Source organism: Citrobacter sp. CK195, from assembly GCF_030333365.1.
Classification (GTDB): Bacteria; Pseudomonadota; Gammaproteobacteria; order Enterobacterales; family Enterobacteriaceae; genus Citrobacter_B; species Citrobacter_B koseri.
This window is the reverse complement of the sequence record NZ_JAOWGB010000025.1, coordinates 268990-285866: the sequence shown is the minus strand read 5'-3', so window position 1 is coordinate 285866 and position 16877 is coordinate 268990. Positions and strand designations below refer to the sequence as shown.

Genomic DNA, 16877 nt, shown 5'->3' with positions numbered 1-16877 from the left:
GAAGTTTTATGGATTTGTCAAACTCCGTTTTTTCTGATGATTATTTTTTTATCGTCGGTATCAGTACGCTGTTAACATCGGAGTTGATTGATGAAAATTACTACATAGTAGATGTTGAGACAACAAACCTCCTGCAGGTTAAAGAGCATTTTTTTGCAGACAGGAAGATTATTGCGTTTATAAGCAATGATCTTGACTACTATGCATTAAAACATCTACGGAGTATTACGTTTGTTGATAAGCGAAGCCGACTTAATGAAATTCTGTCCTGCCTGTTTGTCAATGATTCCCGATATATTTATCGGGTGAAGTACACGCTTTCAATGCGAGAAAGCGAAGTGCTCTCATGTATGCAAAAAGGGCTTGATGCGAATGAGATTGGTAAACAATTAGGTATGACGGTTAAGACATTCTATGCCCACCGGCGCAGTTTGGTTTTTAAACTTCAGGTCGGCAATCGTATATCTTTGTACCGAACTATCGCACGAGTAGAAAGTTATAAGCAGGACACCTGCGAACACAGTATTTCGTTAATCAGACAATGTCATTCGTCAGATAAGTATTTCACTGGAGGGAATTAGCACATTATTAATTAACATTTAAATTATCAGTATATTATTTCTTAAATATTAACTTAACTAACTGGATCTTATATGAAAAAGATTGCACTGATTTCCGCGATTTTATCGCTCTCTGTATTTCAGGCGGCAAATGCTGCTGACGGCGTAATTAGTTTTACTGGCAGCATCACCGGTACGGCCTGTGTGGTGGATACCTCTGCGATTGCGCAGCCTGTCAACCTGGGGACTGTCGCGACAACCGCATTCTCAGGCGGTAGCGGAGCAACGGCGGCGGCAAAGCGTTTTAATATTGTGCTGAAATCCTGCCCGGCCAGCATTTCCAACGCCAGTATTCGTTTTGATGGCATCACCGACACGATTAACCCTTCTATTTTAGCACTGAGCAATGGGCAGACAGCGTCGAATGTTGGTGTCGCGATTTATGAGCAGGACAACTCAACGCTGATCCCTGTGGGTTCCGCATCCTCCAGCGTAGCGCTGGAAGAAGATGTTGATAACACACTGACTTACTTTGCCAAATATATGGCAACCGGCGCTGTTGGCGCGGGTACGGCAAACTCTTCAACCGCGTTTACCGTTATTTACCAGTAAAAGCAGGGCCCTTCGCGGCCCTGAGTAATTCACTCAGGATCTCTTCATGTTTCAGAAAGTCTATAAAAAGATTGCCGTTGGTCTTTTGTTTATCTCCGCAACGGCAATAAGCGGTGTGGAAATAGGCGGCACCCGGCTTATTTATAACGGCAGTGGCAATCAGGCGGCAATCAGCGTTAACAATCCAGATAACAAGCCGTATTTAATTCAGTCATGGGTAAGCAAAAGTGAAAATGGCGACGACAGTGACAATGCATTCATCACCACACCGCCTTTATTCAAATTAAATTCGCAGGCGCAGAATTCAGTACGCGTTATGTTATCAGGCGACACGCTCCCTACGGACAGAGAAAGTGTTTACTGGTTGAATATTAAAGCAATCCCTTCGTCATCACCGGATGCTAAAAATGAATTATTGATTGCGGTCAAAAGTAAAATGAAGCTGTTTTATCGTCCGGCAGGATTAAAAGGCGACCCTTCACTTGCGTATCAGCAGCTAACGTTTTCAAGCGTGGGTGGAAAGTTAAGTGTGCATAACCCCTCGCCGTATAGCGTGTCGCTATACGACATCAAGGTGAATGGGAAACAACTAGCAAAACCTCCAATGGTTTTACCATTTCAAACGGTATCGCTACCTCAGTCGGCGGTAACGGGTGGTGAAGTATCGTGGCGTGCGATTAATGACTTCGGAGGCATTACGGCTGAACATAAATTTAAAATGTAGGTTACAAAGCCATGTTTCATGTCAATGCAGTTTCGGGTTTTGCTAAATTAACTCGGTTATCCACACTTATTTATCTGTGTACGCATACTCCTGCTGTACTGGCTGGCGATTATTTCTCTCCAGATTTTATTGAAACCCGTGGAAATATCCCGCGTGATATTGATATTTCTCGTTTTAATGAAGCTGACGGGCAGGTGCCTGGCGTCTATCACGTTGATGTCTATGTAAATGGAAATTATCTGGCATCACAGGATATTTCATTTATTGACAGTAAGAGTGGGTTAATACCGGTGTTGACTCGTGCAGATCTGGTGCAATGGGGCGTTAAGCGCAATGCACAACCTGAATGGATGCACATAGCAGATACCGCGAACGTTGAACACCTCAGCAAACTGCTTCCCGGCAGCCAGCTTATTTTCCAGTTTGACGGGATGCGCCTGGATCTCTCCGTACCGCAGGAGTATCTACAGCGCGATCCCCGGGGGTCGGTATCGCCTGAGCGGTGGGATGACGGACTGAATATGCTGTTCCTGAACTACAACTTCTCAGGCGCTAACACGCATGGCAGCGACAAGTCGAGTAACGACAGCTATTTGAACCTGCGTAGCGGTATTAACGTTGGGCCCTGGCGATTGCGTCATTACGCCACTTATAACAACAACGATGGCGCTGGTCACTGGAACACCCTTGGCACATCACTGGAGCGTGACATTAAGGCTCTGAAAAGTCAGTTCAGCATAGGCGATGGCTATACGCAGGCCGGTGTGTTCGACAGCGTGAATTTTCGCGGCGCGCAGCTTTATTCAGATGACAGCATGATGCCGGAAAGCGTCCGTGGTTTTGCTCCCGTGGTACGCGGTATTGCACAGACCAACGCGCAGGTCACCATTCGTCAGGGTGGCAACGTTATCTGGCAATCTTATGTGCCGCCAGGCCCGTTCGCGATTGACGATCTGTACCCAACCACCGCCAGCGGCGATCTGGAAGTGGCGGTACGTGAGGCGGATGGGTCGGTGCATCAGTTTATTCAGCCATTTTCCGCGGTGCCGGTGATGCAACGCGAAGGTCAGTTCAAATATGCGCTGGCAGCAGGGAAATATCGCGCGGCAAACAGCAAAGATAAAGAGCCGGAATTTCTACAGGGCACGCTGAGCTACGGTTTACCCTGGGATAGCACGATATATGGCGGCACGCTGGCATCCGCAGATTACTGGGCCGGAGCACTGGGGATCGGAAAAGGGTTCGGTGAATTCGGCTCGCTCTCTTTTGACGCCACTTTCGCCCGTACGCAACTGCCCGGCAAAACAGAAGAAGGCGTGTCGCTACGCGCGCAATACGCCAAAGACTTTGCTTCGACAGGCACCTCATTCAGTTTGATGGGCTATCGCTATTCCTCATCAGGTTTTCGTGATTTCCAGGAAGCGAACGGGGACGTGAATACCTTTCGAATGGGGAGCGACACAATACGTGAAGGCAACAACTGGCGCTATGAACGGAACAAACGCAGCAAGGCGCAGGTGACGCTGAACCAGCGACTTGGCGACTGGGGAAATATAAACCTTTCCGCCTGGCAACAGGATTACTGGGGCGGCGACACCGAGCGCAGCGTTAACGTGGGTTACAACACCAGCATAAACAATATCAACTACGGCCTGAACTACAGCTATTCACGCGGCCCCTGGCACAATGAAAACGATCATATCGTCTCTCTGACGATGCAGATTCCGCTCTCACGTTTCCTGCCAGACAGCTGGATGACGGTATCCGGGAACAGCAACAAAGAAGGCGATACGACTTCGCAGGTGGGGTTATCCGGTTCAGCGCTGGAAGATAAAAACCTGAGCTGGAACGTGCAGCAGGGCTACAACAGCAAAGGCTCGGATGCGATGGGAAGCGCTTCCGTCAATTACAAGGGCCGTCATGGCGAGTATCAGCTTGGTTACAACTACTCTCGCGATAACCGCCAGATGTCGGTTGGAGCGATGGGCGGCATTGTGGTTCACCCTTATGGCGTCTCGGCCACGCAGCCTCTTGGCGAAACCATGGCACTGGTGAAAGCGGACAACGCGGCGGATGTGAAAGTGGCGAATAACAGCGGGATTTACACCGACAGCAGAGGTTTTGCCGTGGTGCCGTATGTCACGCCGTATCGGCAGAACAGTCTGTCATTGGATACCGCATCGCTGAACCCGCATACCGATGTGCTGAATGACACCTACACCGTTGTACCGACCAAAGGCGCGCTGGCGCTGGCTGATTACCCTACCGTCACCGGTTATAAGGTCATGCTTCAGTTCACCGGGAAAGAGATTCCGTTTGGCGCGACGACCCGTATTAAAAATCACGACAACATTCCAGAAGGAATGGTTGACGATCGCAAACGCGTCTGGCTCAACGGCGTACCGGAAAAAGGAAGCGTGATCGTTAACTGGGCCGAGGGAAGTTGTCAGGCAACGTATCAGATAACGCAGATCGCTGACAAACCGCAAACAGTCATCGCGCAATGCCACTGATCTGGAGAGAAAGAAAAATGTATCGAATTTTAATCAGCTTAATTTTTACCTCGCTGGGATTATTTTCACACACCGCCCTGGCGTGGAACTGCACTACGGTTACGTCAACAACAACGATCTCACCGCAGAATGTAACTATCTCGCGGGATCTCCCTGTGGGCTCGATAATAGGAACACAGGTTATTACACCGACAATTAATGCCTTTAACTGTTGGGACTCCGCTGAGGGCGTTATATCCAGGCAGATTTTTGGTATCAGAGCCATTGGCACATTCGATTCGTCACTCAACGGGCGTCAGATATATAAAACGAACATTAGCGGCGTGGGGTATTCCCTGTCCGCCGCAACGACAAAATGTGCCGCAGGCATCGTGACCGTTACGGGAAGCAATACCATACGGGGAGACATAAATACCGCTAAGCTCTGTGAAAATATGGCGGGGATGGTGAACAGCAATTTGGATGGCGTGGTTATCGTGACATTTTATAAGACGGCAGCCGAAACCGGGTCTGGAACCATAACGGCAAGAACCGTGGGATCGCTGGTTATGTTAAATAACGCGCTGCTGTGGCATTCACCCGAATCTTCCGTCAATATCAACGCGTTCACGGTTACCACGCCAGCCTGTAATCTACAAACGACGTTTATCCCCGTGAATATGCAGGACGTAGATAAACAAGCCTTTAATGGCAAAGGCACCACGCCGGGAGACGCACACACAAAGTCTTTCGATCTGCCGATGGTTTGTAATGCCGGAACAAAGGTCAGCGTTAAGATGGAAGGCGATATTTTTGATGCGAGCAAAGGCGTGCTGAAAACCATTGGCGGAAATAATGCCGCCACGGGCGTGGGAATCCAATTACTTTATAACAATCAGCCGATGGCGCTGGGTTCAGATGTCGCCGTTGGCACCTCATCCTCCGGCGGCGGATTCACGGTGCCGCTGAAAGCGCGTTATTACCAGACCGGAGACACCATCACGACCGGTGCAGCGAATGGCGTTTTGTCATTTACCATGACATACCAATAAGACAGTGAGGGGGCGGCAAGACCGAAGCTGAACCACGTCCCCTCGCCATTTATTTTACCGGTTTTCCGTGGCGGTCGCCGGATTACGCAATTGCCCTATCAGCCGCTGCATGTTGTCCTCACAGGAAATCCCGTCAGGCCGGTTTGCAATACTGGCGATCAGACTCAGCAACTCGCCCTTGCTCTCTTCAAGCTGCTTCTGCATGAGTTCAATCTCTGCGATACGCTTCTCCAGGGATTGTATCAACCCCTCGTGATCCCACTTTTTCTGCTCCTGCGGTAAAAAGCAGCGGATCTGCCCAAGTGAAAAACCGGCACGCTGAGCGTTATCAATAATCTTCAGCAGATTCGCCACCTCCGCCGAATAATTACGATACCCGTTGCTCTGACGCTGAGGAGGACTGATCAGCCCTTCTGCTTCGTAAAACCGAATACGGGAGGGCGTAAGCCCCGTTACTTTTGCCAGTTCACCAATCTTCATACCGTTTACAGACCTCTCTTGACCTTAAAGTTAACTTTAAACTTATACTCTCTAAACGGTCAACAGAAGATCGTTGCCGGACGCGCGCGCAGGCCCTGACGTTTCTCCTTTTTCCGGGAGCCAACGTCCTGGCGCTACGCGCAAGACAAGTCTCTCCCTTTAACAACTTACTGAACCGGAGAAACGATATGGGTTACGTAACAACCAGCGATGGCGTTGATATTTTCTATAAGGACTGGGGACCGAAAGAGGGAAAAGTGATCTTCTTCCACCACGGCTGGCCGCTCTCCAGCGACGACTGGGATGCTCAGATGCTGTTTTTCGTGGACAAGGGGTTCAGGGTCGTCGCGCACGACAGGCGTGGTCATGGACGTTCCAGCCAGGTGTGGGACGGTCATGACATGGATCATTATGCCGATGACGTTGCCGCAGTCGTTAAGCATTTAGGCGTCCAGGGCGCAATGCACGTCGGGCATTCAACCGGCGGTGGCGAGGTCGTGCGCTATATCGTGCGTCACGGCGAAGATAACGTCTCCAGGGCCGTGCTGATCAGCGCAGTTCCGCCATTAATGGTAAAAACCGACAGCAATCCGCAGGGTACGCCCCTGTCGGTGTTTGACGACTTCCAGGCACAGCTGGCCGCCAGTCGGGCGCAGTTCTATTACGATATCCCTGCGGGTCCTTTCTATGGCTACAACCGTCCGGGTTCCAGTCCGTCTGAGGCGGTCATCTGGAACTGGTGGCGTCAGGGAATGATGGGGGGAGCCAAAGCGCACTACGACGGTATCGTCGCGTTCTCGCAGACGGATTTCACGGAAGATCTCAAGCGTATCACTATCCCGGTTCTGGTTATCCACGGCGATGACGATCAGGTCGTTCCCTACCATGATTCCGGCGTACTTTCAGCCGGGCTGCTCAAAAACGGTACGCTGAATACGTACAAGGGAGCCCCGCACGGCATCCCCACCACGCATGCAGATCGGGTCAACGCCGACCTGCTGGCCTTTGTGAATAGCTGATATACCAACCACGACGGATGAGCTGGCAAGTCAATTAGCAAAAAAAGGGGTCGCGGGCGGCTGCATTCCAGTTTAAAACATACGAACCTATGTTGAGGAGTCTGACCATGCTGGATCACCGCCCGAACTCACAGGATGATCGCCTGCGGCAGGACACCGCATCGCTGCGTCACGAAATTACCGCAAAAGTCAGAACATATACCGAACATCAGGAGCGGGTCGTTTGCCCGTTCCCCGGTCTGAGCGTTGCTGAACTCCACGGCCCAATGCCGCCGCTTTCTTATATTTACCAGCCCAGCGTGTCGCTGATCCTCCAGGGAGAAAAGCGCGTCACGTTAGGCGATACGGCCTATGTGTACAACGAATCCCGTTTTCTTCTGACGGCGGTCAATCTGCCAACCGTCGCCGAAGTGATGCAGGCCAGCGCCGAGCGTCCTTTTATATCGCTGTTGCTGGAACTGGATTTATCTGTTGCGCGTGAAGTATTGGTTGATATGGAACAGCACGGCAATGACGTGGGATTCGCAGGCGAAGGACTCTCGCTCAGCCATGCCGACCGCTTTTTGTTTGACGCCATACTGCGCTACATCACGCTCGCAGAACACCCGCAGGATAAAGGGTATATCGGCAACCTGATTCAGCGGGAAATTCTGTATCGCATTTTAACCAGCCCGGCAGGTATGACGCTGCGGGAAACCGTACTGACAGGATCGAGCAGCCAGAGGATATCTTCCGCAATCAACTGGTTACGCACGCACTATTCCCAACCGTTAAAAATGGAGGATCTGGCCGGGATTGCAGGAATGGGCGTTTCGACGCTGCATCACCACTTTCGTCGCATGACCAACATGAGCCCGTTGCAGTATCAGAAGCAATTACGGCTCCATGAAGCCAGACGCCTGTTGTTGTCAGATAATGTGGATGCCTCGACAGCGGCCATCAGAGTGGGTTATGAAAGCGTCAGTCAGTTTCACAGGGAGTACAAACGCCTGTTTGGCATCACGCCAATCGGCGATAAAGTGCAGTCGCTGAAAGGCGCAGAACGCGTCCGGGAAGCGGGAACGCTGACCGGGATACCGCGCTGATACACACATATCGGACAGCAAAACAGCCGATCCGATATGCGTTGCTTACCGTCAGTTCGACAGTGAAGCCATATCAATCACAAAGCGGTATTTCACATCACCCCGCTCCATACGCTCAAAAGCCTGATTAATCTGCTGGATATCGATGATCTCACACTCCGGGTACACGCCTTTACGGGCGCAGAAATCCAGCATCTCCTGCGTTTGTGCAATTCCGCCAGACGGTGAACCCGTGATGCGACGACGCCCCAGAATCAGCGGCAAGGTGCTGAACCCTTCCATATTCCCCAGATTACCGACAATAACCAGCGCCCCTTCCACATCAAGTAGCTGAACGTAGGGCGAAACATCATGGCGCGTCGGGATGGTGTCAATAATCACATCAAAAGAGGACGCCGCGTTATTCATCGCCTCTGCGGAGGTCGAGAGCAGAACGTGTTCGGCGCCCAGCTCATGCGCCTCTTTCGCTTTTGACTCACTGCGGGTGATAACCGTCACCTCTGCGCCCAAAGCGGCCGCCAGACGAACCGCAAGGTGCCCCAGGCCACCGATGCCAATCACCCCAACGCGCGATCCGGGGCCAACGTTCCAGGTCCGCAGCGGCGAGTAAACGGTGATGCCCGCGCAAAGCAACGGCGCCGCTCTGGCCGGATCAAGGCCTTCCGGCAGATTCAGGACAAACTCCTCGCGAACCACGATATGTTTTGAGTAACCACCGTAAGTGACGTCTCCTGAGATGCGGTCACGCCCGTTATAGGTCACCGTCGGAAACTCACGGCACATTTGCTCTTCGTGCCTGTGGCACTGATCGCACTCCTGACAGCTATCAACAAGGGTTCCGACCGCCACCTGTTGCCCGACCTGATAACGCGTCACTTTACTGCCGACATCAATCACCCGGCCAATAATTTCGTGTCCGGGAATACAGGGGTAAATCGTCGCGCCCCACTCTTTCCAGTCGTCACGGGTTTGATGCAGATCGCTGTGACAGACGCCTGACCACAGGATTTCGATCGCCACATCATTGGCACGCAATGCGCGTCGTTCAAACGTAAAAGGGGCCAGTGGCGTAGTCGCGTTTAATGCAGCATAACCGATGGTTTTCATAGCAGCTCCAGTTGTTTGTTTTCCACCTGAAACTGTAGCGGCTTGATGAATAGCAGAGTGAGCCTAATCCTGCCGGATGATTGCCTGATACTCCCGACAGAACGTCTGTTACGAATCCCCGGGCATTGAATGGCCCGGGCGGACGCTGGCGCATCACGCCCCAGGCTCTTTTTCAGAAGAGGCTATTCCCCTTTTTCCACAATTAACGGCTCGATATCGCTCTCTTTTTTGATAACCAGCGAATCATCGCCACGCAGACACGTACCGCCATAGTTGCCGCCAACGGTGAAAGTGCAGACCTGAATATACTTCCCGGCCACGTTTGGCAGGCACCACAACTGCTGGTAAATGTTTTTCTGCGCGGCAAATTTCCCACTGGTTTTATCGAGTAACTCTTCCTGATGGCTCACCAGATCGATATTGCTGCCGCAGCGCCCGGCGATCGGTTTCACCGCATAACCGGTGCGCGCCAGTTCGTCATTAACCGTGAAATCGGTATCCAGCAAATAGCGGTGATGCGGGAAGAGCGACCACAGGATAGGCAAAATAGCCTTATTGCCGGGGATCACCGTCCACAGCGGTTCAAACACCAGCACTTCCGGTCGCAATAGCACATCAATCAACCGCACTTCATTTTCAGGATGGCCGGTACGAATCGGCACGGCGGCGTATTCCGTCTCGCTGACTTCACGCACCTGTTCAATTGCGGTTTCCCACGCCCAGGTTTTCCAGACGCAGTTCACCAGGCGGCCATCGCCGTCAATCAGCTGACCGGCATCGTCCCAACGCAGCGCATCCAGTCCCCGGAGAATTTTGCTTTCAAACCCGGCCTGGCGCAGCGCCTGCTGCATAAACTGGGCGTGATAGTTCTCCTCAATGTCCTTATCCTGCATGATGTGGACGAAAGGACGCGCGAGGCTATGTTTCCATGCGCCCGCCAGTTCGTTGATCAACCCTTCCGCCGGATTATGCCCCTTCCCGGTGTAGCCCTTTTCGGCCCAGCGTTCGAGGATCAGCCCCGCTTCGGTATGGCATGATGCGGAATCGGCGTTGTACTCGTACACCTTCAGGCCGCGTTCATCCATACAGAAATCCATACGACCGGTGATCATATGGTGGCGACGACGCTGCCAGGAGAGGCGCAAACGCGGCCAGAGGATTTTCGGAATGTCGAACAGCGCCAGCAGGTTATCGTCTTTCAGCACCTTGTCAGTGGCATGCAGGTACATCAGATGCAGCTCGTTGGTGGCTTTAATCAGCTCCTGCTCGGCGCTTTCCGTAATGGTGAAATACTGATGCGGGTCCTGATTAATCACATGCCCGTTCGCCAGCACATAGGCTTTTTGCAGCGGGTCCCGCTCATCCAGCCATTTGCCGTCAAACTGCCCTTTCTCTTCCAGCCGCGCGCCGCGAATCTTCAGTGGATCGTTGGCGATGTCTGGTTGAGGCAGGCTGTACTGCGTGTCCTCGGTCTGAATCATCCAGCCCAGGATCGTGGTGTCGTCAAAGGTATCGCGCAGGGTATAGCAGCCGTTTTCCACCATCATATCCAGCTCGCGGGTCCACTGTTGCCCTGGGGGCAGAGGCGTGTGGATCACATTCTGTTCGGCGATACGGATCTTGTTGTCCAGCAACTGGGTAATGATCGCCACATGGCCGGTATCTTTAAACTCGCCGCCGTTTTGCCAGATAAGCAGCGCGCCAGCGACCGGCGCGCGGGGCGAACCATTGGGAAACGCCTGTAACGGCAGGATGTTGTCGTTCACCACTTCGCGCAGGAAACGCAGCGAGAAGATCTCCCACGCCATGCCGACATCCGTGAACACAACCCCATAATTGAGAAAGAGAAAGCGGCGGGCGAACTCAACGCACTGCCATTTATGGCCCATATACTCGTTGCCGATGTAGCTGCGAAACGCGGCATCATCGCTGTATTCCCGTGGGTCGAGGGAGCTGTAATCTGAAGAGTAGATTGCTACGCCACCGGGGGCGTAGCCCAATAATGTCCCGAATGGGGCATCCTGACGGGTCGTTCCTTTGCTCATGCACCTTACCTCAAAACAATACAGCCTGAGCAGTATGGCGTGAATTTTTCGCTCTGCTTGCCTGCTCAATAACACTAACCGGACAGAGGTAGATTCATCATACACCTCTACCCGGTCAGACGGCGCACAGAGACAAAAAATTCATAGCGGGAACGATGTTATGTTTTATTGATAACCACCGGCACGCTCTTATAGGCTGGCGTCAGGCTTTCGCTATCGACCGCATCCAGAGATAACAGCACATTCGCTTCCGGCAGATAGGCGCCAATCGATCCTACCGCCATGTTGTAGATCACGACCGTCAGCCCGCGCATCGCGCGATCCTCACAAGGGCGGCCATGATCGTCCAGCGCCTGAATGGTCACCACATCGCCCTGCGCCAGCCCGCGCGCCCTGGCTTCCGCCGCATTTAAAAACACGACGTCACGGCGGCCGGTAATGCCGCGATAACGGTCATTCAGGCCATAAATGGTGGTGTTGTACTGATCGTGGCTGCGCAGCGTTGCCAGCACCAGCGCATCAGCGGGTTGCTGCTGACGCTCAACGGCGCGCTGCTGGCTAACGACAAAGTTGGCTTTGCCATTCCCGGTATGCCACTCACGGCGCGAGGCAGGCGTGTCCATGCGAAATCCGCCCGGCGCGGCAATGCGGGCATTGTAGTCATGAAACGCCGGAATAACGGCTTCAATGGCGTCGCGGATCAGAGCATAGTTTCCCACCATCTCTTCCCAGTTCACCGGCGAACGCGTAAGCGTGGCGCGTGCCATTCCCGCCACAATCGCAGGTTCCGATTTCAGCCACGGCGAAGCCGGTTTCAGAGAGCCGCAGGAGGCGTGCACCATCGACATCGAATCCTCGACGGTGACGGACTGAATCCCCGTCGCCTGAAGGTCGCGCTCCGTTCTGCCCAACGCGGGCAGCAGATAGTTATGCTTCGCCAGCAGCAGGTGCGAGCGGTTCAGTTTGGTTGCCACATGCACCTGCATATCCAGCTTTTGCATTGCCGCAAACGTCCGCTGCGGCTGCGGCATCGCCACGGCCAGATTGCCGCCCATGCAGATTAACGCCTTAGCCTCGCCCCGCTCTATCGCCCGAATGCTCTCCACGCTGGCGCGGCCGTGTTGACGAGGAACGGTAATGGCAAAACGCGCTTCAAGGCGTTGCAGGAAGGCGTCCGACGCTGCTTCGTTAATCCCAACCGAACGGTCGCCCTGCACATTGGAATGCCCACGCAACGGGCAGATACCCGCGCCCGGCTTTCCGATATTGCCTTTCAGCAACAGCAGGTTAACCAGCTGCTGCACATTCCCGGTGCCGTTTTTATGCTGGGTGATCCCCAGGCCGTAGCAAATGATGGTGGCGCGCGATTTATTGTAGCTGTGCGCTAAATCTTCCATCTGGCTGCGCGTCAGACCTGAATCCGCTTCCAGTTCCGCCCAGTTGCACTGGCGCAGGTCATCATACAGCGCCTGATAACCGGCGGTATGCGTAGCAATAAACTCATGATCGAGGCAAGGCTGCTGGTTTAGCAGCAGCCTTGCCTCATCCATTTCAATCAGCGCCTTCATCATGCCTTTGAGCAGCGACGCATCGCCGCCCATTTTCACCTGGTAGTAGCTGCTGCTGAGTTCGGTCGCCTGGCCGGTGAGCATCTCTTTAGGGCTTTGCGGGAAGCTAAAGCGTTCAAGGCCTCGCTCCGCCAGCGGATTGATGGCGATAATTTTGGCGCCGCGCTTTGCCACATCGCGCAGCGTGGTCAGCATACGAGGATGGTTGGTTCCTGGATTATGCCCGATGCAAATCACCAGATCGCAGTGGTCAAAATCCGCCAGTTCAACGGTGCCTTTCCCCAGACCAATAGCGCGCGTCAGCCCTGCGCTGGTCGGGCCGTGGCACATATTGGAACAGTCCGGGAAGTTGTTGCTGCCGTATTCGCGGGCAAACAGCTGATACAGGAACGCCGCTTCATTCGAGGTTCTGCCGGAGGTATAAAACTCTACCTGTTCCGGGGAATCGTAGCTGCGCAGGCGTTCGCCTATTTCCTGAAACGCGATGTCCCATTCCACGGCTTGCCAGGTATCGGTTACCGCATCATATTTCATCGGGTGCGTCAGGCGGCCAATATTTTCCAGCTCGTAATCACTGTACTGCCATAAGGTGGACACCGGATGACGACGGAAAAACGCCGGTGAGGCTTTCTTGCTGGTGGTTTCCCAGGAGACCGCTTTGACGCCATTCTCACAAAGTTCCATCGGCGCCCGATGGCCAGGGTCAGGCCATGCGCAGCCAGGGCAGTCAAAGCCTTTGACCTGATTCATTTTGAACATCGCGATAATATCGCGCGTGACGGCCTTTTGGGAAAACACCGACGCAGAGACCGCTTTCACGGCTCCCCAGCCGCCCGCCGGGCCCTGATAACCGCTTACTCCTGGAACACCATTTTTCATTGTTACTGCTTATTCACTGCCAATTTTTAATGGCGAGTACGGTAACAATTTCCGTCTGATATTGATTTCCTCTTGATGGAGTACAGGCGGGCTACAATTAACGAGTTATATTGTGTTCCCCTTCCAGCGAAAAAACCGGCGCTTAATGTCCCAATCTGTTAAACCGCATGGCCTCCGACTGCTACACTGCTTCAACACACCAACCCAGAAGGCAGGTCAACATGTCAGAGAATACTTATCAACCCGCGAAAGTATGGACGTGGGATAAATCCGCAGGCGGCGGCGCATTCGCCAATATCAACCGTCCCGTTTCTGGCCCGACTCACGACAAGACGTTGCCCGTCGGCAAGCATCCGCTACAGCTCTACTCCCTGGGAACGCCAAACGGCCAGAAAGTGACCATCATGCTGGAGGAGTTGCTGGCGCAGGGCGTGACGGGCGCAGAGTATGACGCCTGGCTGATTCGCATTGGCGACGGCGATCAGTTCTCCAGCGGTTTTGTCGATGTGAACCCAAACTCAAAAATCCCGGCGCTGCGCGACCACTCGCAGAACCCGCCGCTGCGTGTCTTTGAGTCCGGCGCAATCCTGCTCTACCTGGCGGAAAAATTTGGTTATTTCCTGCCGCAGGATCTCGCTAAACGTACCGAAACCCTGAACTGGTTATTCTGGCTCCAGGGGGCGGCGCCGTTCCTCGGCGGCGGCTTTGGTCACTTCTACAACTACGCGCCGGTGAAAATAGAGTACGCGATCAACCGTTTTACGATGGAAGCCAAGCGTCTGCTGGACGTGCTGGATAAGCAGCTGGCGCGTCATCCGTATGTGGCGGGCGATGAGTACACCATTGCCGATATGGCTGTCTGGCCGTGGTTTGGCAATGTCGTGCTCGGCAACGTGTATGACGCCGCAGAATTTCTGGATGCGGGAAGTTATAAGCACGTACAGCGCTGGGCGAAAGAGATTGCGGAACGCCCGGCGGTCAAACGCGGGCGCATTGTGAACCGCACCAACGGGCCGCTCAACGAGCAGCTTCATGAGCGTCACGACGCCAGCGACTTCGACACACAAACCGAAGATAAGCATCAGAGCTAAACCGTGACGCCGGATGAGATTTTAATGTCGCCATCAGGCGTTATATTGCCTGATGGCGCTCCGCTTATCAGGCCCACGGGTTTGTGATAGTCGGCGTTTAATTAAACCCATGTTGCACGAGAATCAGTCCTGCCGGAGTGGAAAGCAGAAATTCGGCAAGCGGTTTTCCGCGCGCCGTCAGACAGGCAAACGCATACTCAGCGATCGGATTATACGGTTCAGGAATATCAACCACGCGCAGAGTACTGATTTGCCGCAGTCTGGGGGCATAGCTGGCATAACCAATAAAAACATCCGTGTAATCGTGGTCGATTAACCATTGCGCCGCCAGCGCTCCGGCGGGAAGCGGCAAAGAATCCCGGCCGCCGACCAGCGCCACAGCACGCGAGCGGATCGCCTCGCCGTCGGCTCCCATTCGCGAAAAAAGCTGTTGCGTGTAATCACCGGAAGGATCGCAGCCCGGCGTTGATGTGCCAATTCGCAGATCCTCGCGCATCAGCAGCGACCGCCAGTCGTCGCCCTCCCGCATAACGTCAGCACGCACGGTCAGGCAGAGGCGATTCAGCGCAAAGGACGAAACCGACAGCGCCCGCCCGCTCGCCAGCAGCGCCTGCGGATGCGCCACATTAGCCGAGGCGAAAAAGTCGCACGGCTCACCGGCTTCAATCCGTTCACGCAGCAATCCCGCCGGGCCAAAATCACAGCGGATCGTCTCTGCCTGAAAACAGGCCATTAGCGGTTGCCAGACGGCACGCAGGCTGCCTGCGGCAAGGATTTTCATCAGTCAACGCCCTGATAGTCAGTGCGATAAAAACGCTGATACCAGTCATTGGCGACCTTGCGCATATCAATATCCTGGAATTTCTGCGGATAGAGTTTTTTCGCCATCCACAGCTCGCCAATGCCCATCGCTTCCGGCATCGGATAGCCCCAGGCCTTCGCGTAGTCCGGCATCAGATAGACGCGATGATTTTTCACCGCATCAATCACCTGCCACTGCGGGCTTTGCAGGATCTCATCCACCACTTTCGGATAGCGATCCTGAACAAAAATCACCTGCGGATTCCAGGCGATAACCTGTTCCATTGCGACCTGCTTAAAGCCTTTAATGGTCGATGCCGCCACGTTCAACGCCCCCGCGTGCGCCATCATCAGGCCAGTATATTTACCGGAGCCGTAAGTGGTCAGTTCCGGGTTCGCCATATAGGCGCGAACGCGTTGATCTTCCGGGATGTCTTTCAGGCGATCGCTCACCATCTTGCGCCCCTTATCCGTTGCGGCAATCAGCGCTTTTGCTTCGTCAGGTTTATTGACGATATCGCCGATCAGCGTGATCCCTTCACGCAGCCCTTGATCGTAAGCCTGCTCTTCATCCGTCATTGTCGGGTTCATTTTAGCCTGTTCGCCCGCCGCATCATGGCGCAGAGAAATCGCCACCACCGAAATGCCCAGGCTGCTGATTTTGTCGATCATTTCCTGCGGCGCATAGTTAGTGACAAACACCACCTGCGGATGCAGCGCGACCAGTTTTTCCGCATCAACGTGGGTTAAATCACCCAACGCGGCTTTCGTTGTCAGCTCCGGCGCCAGGCGGGCATAACCGTCGCCAAGCTGTTGTTTCCAGTTCGCCATCACGCCAACAATTTTGTCGGTGGCGTTCATCTGCACCAGCAAATTCAGCGTCTGATGCTGGAGTACCACCACGCGATCCACCGTATCCGGGACGGTAACCTGGCGACCAATCTGATCGGTAAACGTACGCTCGGCCTGAGCCATAAACGGCAGGGAAAAAAGCAACGCCAGCAGGGAGAGCTGGCGTAAGGATTTAAACATGAGAGATGTCCTCACAATCGATATATATATTAGTATACAACGATTGCAAGGCCGCTTGATAGATTGCCTTCAGGGATTATCAGGCGCTGGTAACGTCATACTCCATTCGGCGTAGCGCGTCTAATGTGGCTTTGGCTTCTTCTTCATCAATGATGCTCATGGCAAATCCCACATGCACCAGCACCCACTGCCCCACCAGCGTTGCAGGGCTGTCTTCGCAGATCAGGGCAATATTCACATCACGCTTGATGCCGCACACTTCAACCTGCGCAAGCTGGTGAATATCTTCACCAACGGACAGAACCTGCCCCGGGACTCCAATACACATAG

At 53.6% G+C, this 16877-nt stretch carries 15 protein-coding genes; 8 read left to right on the top strand and 7 right to left on the bottom strand.

The window, feature by feature from the left end; all coding sequences use genetic code 11:
- The first annotated feature begins 8 nt into the window (after nucleotides 1-8).
- From OGX93_RS15570 to OGX93_RS15550, 5 genes are all read left to right on the top strand, one after another.
- A complete protein-coding gene (locus OGX93_RS15570) occupies nucleotides 9-581 on the top strand; it encodes a helix-turn-helix transcriptional regulator (RefSeq protein WP_012135108.1) in 573 nt (190 codons plus the stop codon).
- Between the two features lie 72 nt (nucleotides 582-653).
- Nucleotides 654-1172, top strand: a complete 519-nt coding sequence (locus OGX93_RS15565; RefSeq protein WP_012135109.1) for a fimbrial protein — start codon at nucleotides 654-656, stop codon at nucleotides 1170-1172.
- Nucleotides 1173-1218: 46 nt separating this feature from the next.
- On the top strand, nucleotides 1219-1896 hold the full coding sequence (locus OGX93_RS15560; protein WP_012135110.1) for a fimbrial biogenesis chaperone: 678 nt from the start codon (nucleotides 1219-1221) through the stop codon (nucleotides 1894-1896).
- Nucleotides 1897-1907: 11 nt separating this feature from the next.
- The gene (locus tag OGX93_RS15555; RefSeq protein WP_286449047.1) at nucleotides 1908-4409 is read left to right on the top strand and encodes a fimbria/pilus outer membrane usher protein; all 2502 of its coding nucleotides are present in this window, start codon (nucleotides 1908-1910) and stop codon (nucleotides 4407-4409) included.
- Nucleotides 4400-5440 (top strand): fimbrial protein, encoded by a 1041-nt coding sequence (locus OGX93_RS15550; protein WP_227657976.1) that lies wholly within the window; start codon nucleotides 4400-4402, stop codon nucleotides 5438-5440. Before OGX93_RS15555 ends, OGX93_RS15550 begins: the two co-directional genes overlap by 10 nt.
- 54 nt (nucleotides 5441-5494) lie before the next feature.
- Here the strand turns inward: OGX93_RS15550 and OGX93_RS15545 are convergent, their stop codons facing one another.
- Entirely contained in the window at nucleotides 5495-5920 is a 426-nt protein-coding gene (locus OGX93_RS15545; RefSeq protein WP_286449049.1) for a MerR family transcriptional regulator, read from the bottom strand.
- Nucleotides 5921-6108: 188 nt separating this feature from the next.
- Here OGX93_RS15545 and OGX93_RS15540 point away from each other — a divergent pair, with 188 nt between their 5' ends.
- Entirely contained in the window at nucleotides 6109-6939 is an 831-nt protein-coding gene (locus OGX93_RS15540; RefSeq protein WP_275055533.1) for an alpha/beta fold hydrolase, read from the top strand.
- A gap of 107 nt (nucleotides 6940-7046) precedes the next feature.
- The gene (locus OGX93_RS15535; protein WP_275055532.1) at nucleotides 7047-8024 is read left to right on the top strand and encodes an AraC family transcriptional regulator; all 978 of its coding nucleotides are present in this window, start codon (nucleotides 7047-7049) and stop codon (nucleotides 8022-8024) included.
- A 51-nt stretch (nucleotides 8025-8075) separates the two neighbouring features.
- Here the strand turns inward: OGX93_RS15535 and OGX93_RS15530 are convergent, their stop codons facing one another.
- From OGX93_RS15530 to OGX93_RS15520, 3 genes are all read right to left on the bottom strand, one after another.
- A complete protein-coding gene (locus tag OGX93_RS15530) occupies nucleotides 8076-9131 on the bottom strand; it encodes an NAD(P)-dependent alcohol dehydrogenase (protein ID WP_286449052.1) in 1056 nt (351 codons plus the stop codon).
- 182 nt (nucleotides 9132-9313) lie between these two features.
- The gene (gene gss / locus OGX93_RS15525) at nucleotides 9314-11176 is read right to left on the bottom strand and encodes a bifunctional glutathionylspermidine amidase/synthase (protein WP_286449054.1); all 1863 of its coding nucleotides are present in this window, start codon (nucleotides 11174-11176) and stop codon (nucleotides 9314-9316) included.
- A gap of 158 nt (nucleotides 11177-11334) precedes the next feature.
- Nucleotides 11335-13623 (bottom strand): FdhF/YdeP family oxidoreductase, encoded by a 2289-nt coding sequence (locus OGX93_RS15520; RefSeq protein ID WP_286449055.1) that lies wholly within the window; start codon nucleotides 13621-13623, stop codon nucleotides 11335-11337.
- A gap of 221 nt (nucleotides 13624-13844) precedes the next feature.
- Here OGX93_RS15520 and yghU point away from each other — a divergent pair, with 221 nt between their 5' ends.
- A complete protein-coding gene (gene yghU, locus OGX93_RS15515) occupies nucleotides 13845-14714 on the top strand; it encodes a glutathione-dependent disulfide-bond oxidoreductase (protein ID WP_286449056.1) in 870 nt (289 codons plus the stop codon).
- A 97-nt stretch (nucleotides 14715-14811) separates the two neighbouring features.
- Here yghU and OGX93_RS15510 read toward each other — a convergent pair whose 3' ends face one another.
- The 3 genes from OGX93_RS15510 to hybG all read right to left on the bottom strand — a co-directional run bounded on the left by OGX93_RS15510 (nucleotide 14812) and on the right by hybG (nucleotide 16875).
- The gene (locus OGX93_RS15510) at nucleotides 14812-15495 is read right to left on the bottom strand and encodes a molybdate ABC transporter substrate-binding protein (protein ID WP_286449057.1); all 684 of its coding nucleotides are present in this window, start codon (nucleotides 15493-15495) and stop codon (nucleotides 14812-14814) included.
- Entirely contained in the window at nucleotides 15495-16547 is a 1053-nt protein-coding gene (locus tag OGX93_RS15505) for an ABC transporter substrate-binding protein (protein ID WP_104868186.1), read from the bottom strand. The genes OGX93_RS15510 and OGX93_RS15505 overlap by 1 nt, the downstream gene beginning before the upstream one ends.
- A gap of 79 nt (nucleotides 16548-16626) precedes the next feature.
- Complete coding sequence (hybG, locus tag OGX93_RS15500; RefSeq protein WP_012135123.1) at nucleotides 16627-16875, bottom strand: hydrogenase maturation factor HybG; 249 nt, start codon at nucleotides 16873-16875, stop codon at nucleotides 16627-16629.
- Between the last annotated feature and the right edge of the window lie 2 nt (nucleotides 16876-16877).

What these genes read in the sequence shown, in the direction of transcription:
- OGX93_RS15570 (WP_012135108.1), top strand. Translation starts at nt 9, where the DNA reads ATGGATTTGTCAAACTCCGTTTTTTCTGATGATTATTTTTTTATCGTC.
- OGX93_RS15565 (WP_012135109.1), top strand. Translation starts at nt 654, where the DNA reads ATGAAAAAGATTGCACTGATTTCCGCGATTTTATCGCTCTCTGTATTT.
- OGX93_RS15560 (WP_012135110.1), top strand. Translation starts at nt 1,219, where the DNA reads ATGTTTCAGAAAGTCTATAAAAAGATTGCCGTTGGTCTTTTGTTTATC.
- OGX93_RS15555 (WP_286449047.1), top strand. Translation starts at nt 1,908, where the DNA reads ATGTTTCATGTCAATGCAGTTTCGGGTTTTGCTAAATTAACTCGGTTA.
- OGX93_RS15550 (WP_227657976.1), top strand. Translation starts at nt 4,400, where the DNA reads ATGCCACTGATCTGGAGAGAAAGAAAAATGTATCGAATTTTAATCAGC.
- OGX93_RS15545 (WP_286449049.1), bottom strand. Translation starts at nt 5,920, where the DNA reads ATGAAGATTGGTGAACTGGCAAAAGTAACGGGGCTTACGCCCTCCCGT.
- OGX93_RS15540 (WP_275055533.1), top strand. Translation starts at nt 6,109, where the DNA reads ATGGGTTACGTAACAACCAGCGATGGCGTTGATATTTTCTATAAGGAC.
- OGX93_RS15535 (WP_275055532.1), top strand. Translation starts at nt 7,047, where the DNA reads ATGCTGGATCACCGCCCGAACTCACAGGATGATCGCCTGCGGCAGGAC.
- OGX93_RS15530 (WP_286449052.1), bottom strand. Translation starts at nt 9,131, where the DNA reads ATGAAAACCATCGGTTATGCTGCATTAAACGCGACTACGCCACTGGCC.
- gss (WP_286449054.1), bottom strand. Translation starts at nt 11,176, where the DNA reads ATGAGCAAAGGAACGACCCGTCAGGATGCCCCATTCGGGACATTATTG.
- OGX93_RS15520 (WP_286449055.1), bottom strand. Translation starts at nt 13,623, where the DNA reads ATGAAAAATGGTGTTCCAGGAGTAAGCGGTTATCAGGGCCCGGCGGGC.
- yghU (WP_286449056.1), top strand. Translation starts at nt 13,845, where the DNA reads ATGTCAGAGAATACTTATCAACCCGCGAAAGTATGGACGTGGGATAAA.
- OGX93_RS15510 (WP_286449057.1), bottom strand. Translation starts at nt 15,495, where the DNA reads ATGAAAATCCTTGCCGCAGGCAGCCTGCGTGCCGTCTGGCAACCGCTA.
- OGX93_RS15505 (WP_104868186.1), bottom strand. Translation starts at nt 16,547, where the DNA reads ATGTTTAAATCCTTACGCCAGCTCTCCCTGCTGGCGTTGCTTTTTTCC.
- hybG (WP_012135123.1), bottom strand. Translation starts at nt 16,875, where the DNA reads ATGTGTATTGGAGTCCCGGGGCAGGTTCTGTCCGTTGGTGAAGATATT.